The organism is Streptomyces sp. NPDC006602, assembly GCF_042870385.1.
In the GTDB taxonomy this organism is placed as follows: domain Bacteria; phylum Actinomycetota; class Actinomycetes; order Streptomycetales; family Streptomycetaceae; genus Streptomyces.
Genome location: NZ_JBIAHG010000016.1, coordinates 166,036 through 173,920 on the forward strand (window position 1 = coordinate 166,036; position 7,885 = coordinate 173,920).

At 69.2% G+C, this 7,885-nt stretch carries 7 protein-coding genes and 3 pseudogenes; 6 read left to right on the top strand and 4 right to left on the bottom strand.

The genetic code is table 11. The features are described 5' to 3' along the window. The first annotated feature begins 166 nt into the window (after positions 1-166). Positions 167-976 (top strand): PaaX family transcriptional regulator C-terminal domain-containing protein, encoded by an 810-nt coding sequence (locus ACFYO2_RS32235; RefSeq protein WP_388356011.1) that lies wholly within the window; start codon positions 167-169, stop codon positions 974-976. A 105-nt stretch (positions 977-1,081) separates the two neighbouring features. Here ACFYO2_RS32235 and ACFYO2_RS32240 read toward each other — a convergent pair. Continuing rightward, positions 1,082-1,351: pseudogene (locus tag ACFYO2_RS32240) on the bottom strand (hypothetical protein); the annotation flags it as partial. A gap of 135 nt (positions 1,352-1,486) precedes the next feature. After that, on the bottom strand, positions 1,487-2,287 hold the full coding sequence (locus ACFYO2_RS32245; RefSeq protein ID WP_388356013.1) for a class I SAM-dependent methyltransferase: 801 nt from the start codon (positions 2,285-2,287) through the stop codon (positions 1,487-1,489). Positions 2,288-2,462: 175 nt separating this feature from the next. Between ACFYO2_RS32245 and ACFYO2_RS32250 the strand changes: the two are divergent. Then, positions 2,463-2,894: pseudogene (locus ACFYO2_RS32250) on the top strand (cation transporter); the annotation flags it as partial. A gap of 181 nt (positions 2,895-3,075) precedes the next feature. After that, positions 3,076-3,603, top strand: a complete 528-nt coding sequence (locus tag ACFYO2_RS32255) for a GNAT family N-acetyltransferase (RefSeq protein WP_388356015.1) — start codon at positions 3,076-3,078, stop codon at positions 3,601-3,603. An 83-nt stretch (positions 3,604-3,686) separates the two neighbouring features. On the opposite strand, the gene ACFYO2_RS32260 is transcribed toward ACFYO2_RS32255, so the two are convergent. Continuing rightward, positions 3,687-4,235, bottom strand: a complete 549-nt coding sequence (locus tag ACFYO2_RS32260) for a hypothetical protein (RefSeq protein ID WP_388356017.1) — start codon at positions 4,233-4,235, stop codon at positions 3,687-3,689. 143 nt (positions 4,236-4,378) lie between these two features. Next, positions 4,379-5,143 (bottom strand): alpha/beta fold hydrolase, encoded by a 765-nt coding sequence (locus ACFYO2_RS32265; RefSeq protein ID WP_388356019.1) that lies wholly within the window; start codon positions 5,141-5,143, stop codon positions 4,379-4,381. A gap of 231 nt (positions 5,144-5,374) precedes the next feature. Here ACFYO2_RS32265 and ACFYO2_RS32270 point away from each other — a divergent pair, with 231 nt between their 5' ends. From ACFYO2_RS32270 to ACFYO2_RS32280, 3 genes and pseudogenes are all read left to right on the top strand, one after another. Then, on the top strand, positions 5,375-5,968 hold the full coding sequence (locus ACFYO2_RS32270; RefSeq protein WP_388356021.1) for a hypothetical protein: 594 nt from the start codon (positions 5,375-5,377) through the stop codon (positions 5,966-5,968). A 396-nt stretch (positions 5,969-6,364) separates the two neighbouring features. After that, positions 6,365-7,015: a hypothetical protein gene (locus tag ACFYO2_RS32275; protein ID WP_388356023.1), complete on the top strand. Its 651-nt coding sequence runs from the start codon at positions 6,365-6,367 to the stop codon at positions 7,013-7,015. A gap of 385 nt (positions 7,016-7,400) precedes the next feature. Continuing rightward, a pseudogene (locus ACFYO2_RS32280) lies at positions 7,401-7,885 on the top strand (MOSC domain-containing protein); the annotation flags it as partial.

Genomic DNA, 7,885 nt, shown 5'->3' on the forward strand with positions numbered 1-7,885 from the left:
TCGAGTACAGGCCCAGCCTCAGCCCGCGAGCGTCTTGTGTCAATGGATACACGGACGTCAATAATTTGTCGCGCATTGAAGAGGCTGTTTTCCGTGTCCAGAAACGGGCTCTCGTGGCTGTACGGCCCATCTTCACGACGGCCGTCCGTGTGACATAGTCGGTTCGGTGAAGCCTCGATCGATCGTCTTCGACCTGTTCGGCGACTACGTCCGCTACCGCGGCGGCACCGCTCGGCTGCGCACCCTCAGCACCCTGATGGGCTGTTTCGGTGTGGGCGAGAGCACGGTGCGGGTGGTCCTCGCGCGCCTGCGCAAGGAGGGCTGGTTCGACGTGCGGCGTGAGGGCAGGGAGACGCTCTACGCGCTCAACAAGCGCAGCCTCCAGCTCCTCGACGAGGGCCGCTCACGCATCTTCGACCGGGCGCCGTCCGACTGGGACCGGCACTGGTACATGGTCATCTACTCGGTCCCGGAGACCGAGCGCGGCATCCGCGACCGCATCCGCAAGGACCTGGCCTGGCTGGGCTTCGGCCCCCTGGCCCCCTCCACCTACGTCTCTCCGCACGACCGGCTGCAGCAGGTCCGGGAGAAGTTCGCGGACGAGCCGGCCGTACGCCTGGACACCCTGCGCTGCCAGTCCGGCGGGCTGCCCGTCGACCGCGAGATGGCGGCACGCAGCTGGGACCTCGCCACCCTCAACGAGGACTACCGGGAGCTGCTGCGCACCTACCGAAGCCGGATGCCGTCCTACCGGGCCGGGCACCTCAGCCCCGAGGAGGCGCTGGTCGAACGCATGCGGCTGACGTACGACTACCGCAAGTTCCCCTTCCGCGACCCGGACCTGCCCACCGAACTCCTCCCGGCGGGCTGGGTGGGCCACGAGGCGCACGAGATGTTCCTGGAGGCCCACGAGATCCTCGGCCCGTCGGCCGAGTCCTACTACGACCAGGTGGCCGGTCCGCGTCCCGTCGAGTAAAGCACCTACGACAGGTACCCCAGCTCGCGCGAGGCCGAGGCACACGGTGTCGTGCAGTTCGCCGGTCACCTCTGCGAGGTGCTCCGGGGTGGCGAGGCCCTCGCTCAGGACGACGGAGACGGCGAGCGGCAGCGGGTCGTTGGCCGCGAAGACGGGCGCGGCGACCGAGATGATGCCCGGGATGACGCCGCTGTGCGTCACGACGTGCCCCTGTTCACGGACCTGTGCCCGGGTGGCCGCGAGGCGCTCGCTCGTCCACTCCGCCTCCTTGCCGCGCAGCTCCCCCCAGCACCTCGTCGGTGAGGCTCTCGGGCAGGTGGGCGAGGAAGACCTGGCCCACGGTATCGGCTCGCAGATCCTCGGCAACGCCTTCATCGTGACGCGCTACCCGGACGCCCTGCGCGTCTACGGCCTCGCGTAGGCCCTGTCGGTGGGACGGTTCGGCGCGATCGTGGGTCCCTCGCTGGGCGCGTTCGTCCTCGGCTCGGGCGCCGGCGTCGAGTGGGCCTTCTAGCGATGCGCGGTGATGAGCCAGGCGCGGGAGTCGAACCGGACACCGTCGTCGCTCAGGTGCGCGGCGAGCGTCACCCGCAGACGCTCGACGGCACGCGTCGCGGCGGCGGGATCCAGCCGCTTCAGGCGTTCGCTGGTGCACGTGAAGCCGCGGACCCAGTCGAGGGCGGTTGCCACGTCCGGACCATAGTGCACCGGTTCCTGGACGTCGGTGAAGGCGACGTCGGCGAATCCCGCGGCCTGCAGGATCTCCTGCACGGTCGGCGGTTCGGCGAGCGAGAACGGATCCGGTCCCCCGGAAGCCCTGGTCACCGGCTCTTCGGCTGCTGCAAGGGACTGGTGGACAGCGACGTCCCACTCGTTGCGCTCGCGGGCCTGCCAGACCATCATCACCAGGCGCCCGGTCGGGCGCAGCGCCCGCCCGATGTTGGCGAACGCGGCGACGGGGTCGTCGAAGAACATGGTGCCGAACCTGCTGATCGCCAGGTCGAAGCGCTCCTGCGGAAAGCGGTGGACCTGCGCGTCGGCATGCTCGAACGTGACGTTGCCGAGTCCTTCCGCGCGTGCCAGTTCGCGGGCGCGCTCGATCGCGGTCGCCGAGACGTCGACCCCGAGTGCACGGCCCGCCCGGGCCGTCCGCGCGGCCTGCCGGGCCGTCTGCCCGGTCCCACAGCCGATGTCGAGGACGTGGTCGTGGAGCTGGACGCCGACCGCACGGCGCAGCACCTCGTTGTGCCGCCGCAGTTCGGCGTCGTAGCCGATCGGGCCGGGCGTGTGTCCTCCTGTGGCCTGTCGCATCACGGTCCCTTCACGGCGGCTCGGGGCCGCGCCGCCTGGGCGCTGTCGGTCCCCGACATCCATCTTGAATGGCCTCCCCCCTTTCAGCCCCCTTGGGGCCGGTTGGCTTGAGACCGGCGAGGATCCTGGCGGGTGGGGAGGCATGCCGCGATGCCGACCAGTGGCCATCGAGCAGTCCTTGCTCGGTGGCGTATGCCTCGAGGCGGTCCGCCGGCTCGTGCGGGCCGCTCAGGGCGGGGGCGTGTCCACCGTCGATTTGCCCGGCATCGCGCTCGCCGGTCTCTCCCTGGTGGTCATGCCTTTCCTGTCGGCCGCTCAGCGCCGTGCCGGCCGGGAACTGGGATCCGCCTCCGCCGTCGCGGACTCCGAACAGACCCTGTTGTGCACCTATCTGTCCGGTGTCCTGCTGGTCGGCCTGCTCGCCAACAGCCTGTTCGGTTGGTCCTGGGCAGACCCGATCGCCGCTCTCGTCATCGCTGCCATGGCCCTCAAGGAAGGCCGCGACGCCTGGCGCGGGGACGCCTGCTGCGGCCCGATCCCGACCGCGGTCTCGTCAGCGTCCACGGACGACTCGTGCGGCTGTCAAGCCGGCTGCACCTGCTGCTGACGCCCGGCCGACAGCCCTCCGTTCCCGTACGTGGAGGCAGCTCCCCCCTGCAAAGCCAAGCAGGGCGGCTGCGGGCCGAAATGCCGGACGGATTGAGTCCATTTCGGAAGTGCTGGTCCGGAGTGGTGGTGCGGTCGGTCGTGTGTGCTTCGATCTTCCGGTGAATCAACTGACTGTCTCCATGGCTGAGGGATCTCGGGTGGCTTGCGTGGTCAGGCCGCGCGACGCGTCTGACATCGATGAATGCGTCCGGGTGCTCGCCCAGGTCCATGACGGTGACGGCTATCCGGTCAACTGGCCGGAGCGTCCCGGCGAGTGGCTGACGGAGCCCGTCCAGTTCGCGTCCTGGGTGGCGGAACTGGACGGGCGCATCGTCGGGCACATCGCTCTGTCCGGCAGTGGGGCCGGGGATGTGGCACCTGCCCAATGGAGCAGCCTGGAGGGCAAGCCCATTGAGTCCACCGCGGTGGTCAGCCGTCTGTTCGTCTCACCCGCGGCTCGTGGGCACGGAATCGGCGCGCTGTTGGTGGCTGAGGTCGGGCGGGAGGCGCAGAAACGGGATCTGCACCCGGTCCTCGACGTCGTGGCCACCGACACGGCGGCAGCCGCGTTGTACGAGCGTATGGGCTGGCGCTTGCTGGCCACGGTCGACCAACAGTGGAGTCCGGCCCAGACCGTGACCGTCCACTGCTACGCCGCGCCCGCATGACCACTGTCATCACGGCACACCGCGTCACCGCCACTCGTCGATGAATACGTCCCGATAGGCATCCATCCCACCGCCGGCCCTGCTCAGGGTTGAACGGGTTGGCCGGGAGGTCGGGTGGGATCGTAGTGCGTGCGCGCGAAGGTGTCGTTTGCGCGGTGGACGGTGTCGGGTTGCGGCGGTGCCGGCCAGACGCTCAGGAAGTGCTCTTCCACAGGGGTGTCGCCTGCGTGTGCATGGCCTTCATCGCGTCCGCGTGCCTGGACGCGGACGCGGTACCAGCCCGCCCCGGCCGTGGCGAAGTTCCCGGCATCCTCCTCGACATCCCCGCCCCACCGGAACAGCCGCAGGATGCCACTCGTGCTGCAGATGCTCACGTCCACCACGGTCTCCCACTCCTGCCCCGGCAGGGGTGGTTCATCCGCGCACTGCTGGGTGGTCAGGCGTATCCGGCCGGTGTGCGTGCCCGCGAGCACCGTGAGGTGTTCTGGGCCCCCGGCTGCCAGGCTGTTTCCCTCGAAGATCCGCCCGACCGTGTCGGTGTCGTCGTACTCGGTGAGGAAGTCGTCGCCCTGCAGGTAGTACTGCCCATAGGAGACGAACATGCGATCCGAAGTCCACGTTGTGTAGCGCATCCATCGGATCATGCCCTGACCCACTGACAACGCTGAAACGCGCCGCACCTCGGGCGCTGTGGCAGTTCAGCGAGGTGGACGACCTGCGCGAGAGCGGACGCTGCTCGCCCAGGCGGCCTGACCTGGACACCCGGTGATCGCGCTCAGCCGGCAGGGACCGTCTCGCGCAGGAAGCCGGTCAGCAGGTCCGTCACCGCGGCAGGCCGCTCCATGCTGGGGAGATGACCGGCCCAGGGCAGTTCGATGTGCCGGGTGTCGGCGAGCAGACCCGGCAGTCGGGCCGCGATCTGCCGAAAATCCGTAAGGTCGCGGCCGCCCGAGAGAGCCAGACAAGGGGCTTTGATCGCTGACAGGTCGATCTCCACGTCGATCCGACCGGCACCCCCGGGGGCGGCCAGTTGTACCTCGAAGGCATGCCTCTGCATCTCGCGCACCTCCTCCCGGACCGCCTCCTCGGCGTCCGGCCCCAGCCAGGTGTCGACGTTCAGTTCCACAGCCCCCGCGATGTCGCCCGCCTCGAGCAGCGCGTCCTCCCGTTCGCCGAACGCGCGTAGCTCATCGGTCGGTTCATGCCCCGGCAGCCCCGCGCACAGCAGCGCCATGGCGGATACCCGGTCCGGACGGCGTGCGGCGATCTCCAGGGCAACGCGTCCGCCGTAGGAGGAGGCGATCAGCGCCGCTTGGCCGATGCCGAGGGTGTCCAGCAGGTCCAGTACATCCTCGGCATCGTTGTGGCGCCGGTCCGGCAAGGGCGTCCGGCCGAAGCCCCGGAAGTCGCAGCGCACCACCCGGTATCCGGCATCGACGAGAGCCGGCCACTGCGGATCCCACATCCTCCGGTCGCACACGCCGGAGTGCAGCAGTACCAGTGCGGGGCCGTCTCCGGCCGCATCGTAAGCAAGAGTCATGCGGCAGACCCTAGGCGGCGAGTGATCGATGCACCCTTGAATTTCACCGCCGACCCCCTCGCTCGCGGGACGGGCCCCTCAACCCTGCGTACCTTCGTTCGGAGCACGGGGGCGAGGGACAGAGGGCGCAGTCGAAACAGTGCAGTCATGACAGGCCGGCCCCCGGCGTCTGCACGCCGCGTTGGTCGAAATGGCAGGGAGCGATTCGGTAAGTCCAGGCAGGATGCTCGGATGCTCTCCGTGAACCGTGTCCTGTGCGGGCTTGCTGCCAACGCGGCCCTGCCGTCCGAGCTGGTTGACCGGCTGATCGCGGTCGCGGACGCCGACATCGCCGCGGACCTCGCTTGTCGCGCGGACCTCGGCCATGCGCAGGCGGTCGCGTTGGCCTCCCGCGTTGAGGAAAGCGCTGTGCAGCTTGTGTACGAGGGCCGGCTGTCCGCCGCCGACGTCGATCCCGTCGCCCAGCCGGACGCGGCCCTCGCCTTCCTCCAGGAGCGAGCCGGCACCCGTGAGTGGGCACGCCTCGTCGCGGCAGATCCGAACCCGGACGCGACTCCGGCGCTGCTGGAGGACCTGACACGGCGCGAACCGTCCGTACACAGAGCGTTCCGCGAAGTCGCCCGGCACCGCAATGCGACGGCCCCGGCACTGCTCGCCTGCTTGGCGGACAAGCAGGCGAGGCCGATCGCCGCCGGCCATCCGGCACTCCCGGCGCCGGTCATCGTGGAACTGCTCACCGACGCCGACCGGCAGGTGGTGGCAGCGGCGGCGGCCAACCCGTCGCTGCCTGTCGCCGTGATGTCGGACCTGAGGCCCCGGCCGTAACTGCTCTGCCCGCCAACTGAAACGATCAGCCCGCAGCTCAAGCGCCGATTCGCCCACTGCACTTTCAGGCACACCCCGGCCCATGCCCCGCGCTCCCGTCCCCATGCCCGGCCCGGTCCTCGGCCGCGCGCATGAACGTGAAAGTGACCCTGTGAGGGAAGCTCAACCCACGCTCTCAGTGTGCCGCCCGCAGGCCTGACACGGGCACACTCAGGCGTGAGCTCGGTTCGGACTGCTCAAGGTGGGACACCCGGCTTGCGGTTGTCCGTACTATCGCTACGGCAGGGTACGCACTGTGTGTGGGTATGGTTGCCGCCCGGCCGACATCAGCGCAGGACGGCACATGTGCGTGACAGGCCCGTCGACTTTGGCCGTGAGCCGAGGAAAGGTTGTCCCATGTCTGAGAACGCTTCCGCCACCGAACTGACATCGCAGTACACCGCTCAAGTCAGTGCCGACCTCGAACGCAACACCAAGGAGCAAGAACGCATCGGCGGGGAGATTGCCGCCTTGCAAGAGCAGTTGGCTGCACTCCAGAGTGACCACCAGGTGCTGGTCAACATCCAGCGGGTCATCGGCACGGCGCCGCCTTCCGCCGAGGCTTCGGCCCCGTCAGACACTGTCGCGGTGCCCGCCCCCCGCAAGAAGGCTGCCGCCAAGTCCAGCCCTGGCACACGGTCCCGGACGAAGAAGACCGCCTCGAAGCCCCGCGCCGCCGCGCCGACGAAGCCGGCCGCCGAGAAGCAGCAAGACACCGCCGAAGCGGTCAAGACCGTGCAGCCGACGCTGGTGGAACTGGTCCGCCGCCACCTCGCCCAGCAGACCGAACCCCGCTCGGCAGCCGAGATCGCCACAGCCCTCGGCCAGGCCCATCCCGACCGCAACATCAAGACGACCGTGGTGCGCACCACGGTCGAAGGACTGGTCGCCCGCAACCAGGCCCAGCGCACCAAGCAGGGCTCATCCGTCTACTACACCGCACCCGAGGCGCCGGAGCAGACGGCATCGCCCAAGGCCGAGGAGCAGGCGGCACCAGCCGACGCGTAAGCACACGACGACGATCCGCGCGGGCGGGGTCGGTGATCCGCCTGCTCCTGACGGTCACCGCGCCCGAACACCCGGGCGTGCGGCCGAAGTTCGGGGACTTGAGGGCCCGGTCGTGCAGGGACACCGACGCCACTTCGTAGCGCGTCGCGCGGAGGCGCACGCCACCGCAGCGGCAGTCCGTGCAGGACGGCGGGATGACGGCCGCGGCTGTGGTGGTCTCCTGCCACGCCGCCTTGCCCGAGCCGCGCCAAGCGGCCTGGGCGGTGCAGTGCGCGCCGTTGCGTACGGCACGAAACCGATGGAACGGATCCGCGTCCCGAGCGACGGGCGTTGCTCCACCGGGGCAAGAAGCTGACGGGCGTTACCGAGGAGAGGGTTGCGAAGTATGAGCGGAACAGTGACGGCGGTCAGCAGCAACGGCGAAACTCGTTCACCAAGCCGAACCGGGACAGCATCACGCTGCTCGCCGGGCTCGGTGTGGAGGGCGACGTACACGCCGGTGTGACGGTCAAGCACCGCTCGCGCGTCGCGCAGGATCCCACCCAGCCAAACCTGCGTCAGGTTCACCTCATCCATGAGGAGCTCTTCGCTGAGGTCGGCGGGGAAGGGTTCCCGGTGGCACCCGGCGAGCTCGGTGAGAACATCACCACCCGCGGCATTGATCTGCTTGGCCTACCCGTTGGCACTCTGCTACGCATCGGCGACGAAGCAGTCCTCGAGGTGACCGGCCTGCGCAATCCCTGTCTCCAGATCGACAGCTTCCAGGATGGGCTCATCAACTACCCGTCGCTAAAGCGACGGGCTTGCACAACGGGCATCACTGGCGGTGATGCTGCGTTTGCGTCCAGCCCCACCCCGGCGCACATGCTC

Bases quoted from the DNA above. Each gene is read 5' to 3' on its own strand.
- ACFYO2_RS32255 (WP_388356015.1), top strand. From the start codon at position 3,076: ATGGCTGAGGGATCTCGGGTGGCTTGCGTGGTCAGGCCGCGCGACGCG.
- ACFYO2_RS32245 (WP_388356013.1), bottom strand. From the start codon at position 2,287: ATGCGACAGGCCACAGGAGGACACACGCCCGGCCCGATCGGCTACGAC.
- ACFYO2_RS32270 (WP_388356021.1), top strand. From the start codon at position 5,375: ATGCTCTCCGTGAACCGTGTCCTGTGCGGGCTTGCTGCCAACGCGGCC.
- ACFYO2_RS32275 (WP_388356023.1), top strand. From the start codon at position 6,365: ATGTCTGAGAACGCTTCCGCCACCGAACTGACATCGCAGTACACCGCT.
- ACFYO2_RS32260 (WP_388356017.1), bottom strand. From the start codon at position 4,235: ATGCGCTACACAACGTGGACTTCGGATCGCATGTTCGTCTCCTATGGG.
- ACFYO2_RS32265 (WP_388356019.1), bottom strand. From the start codon at position 5,143: ATGACTCTTGCTTACGATGCGGCCGGAGACGGCCCCGCACTGGTACTG.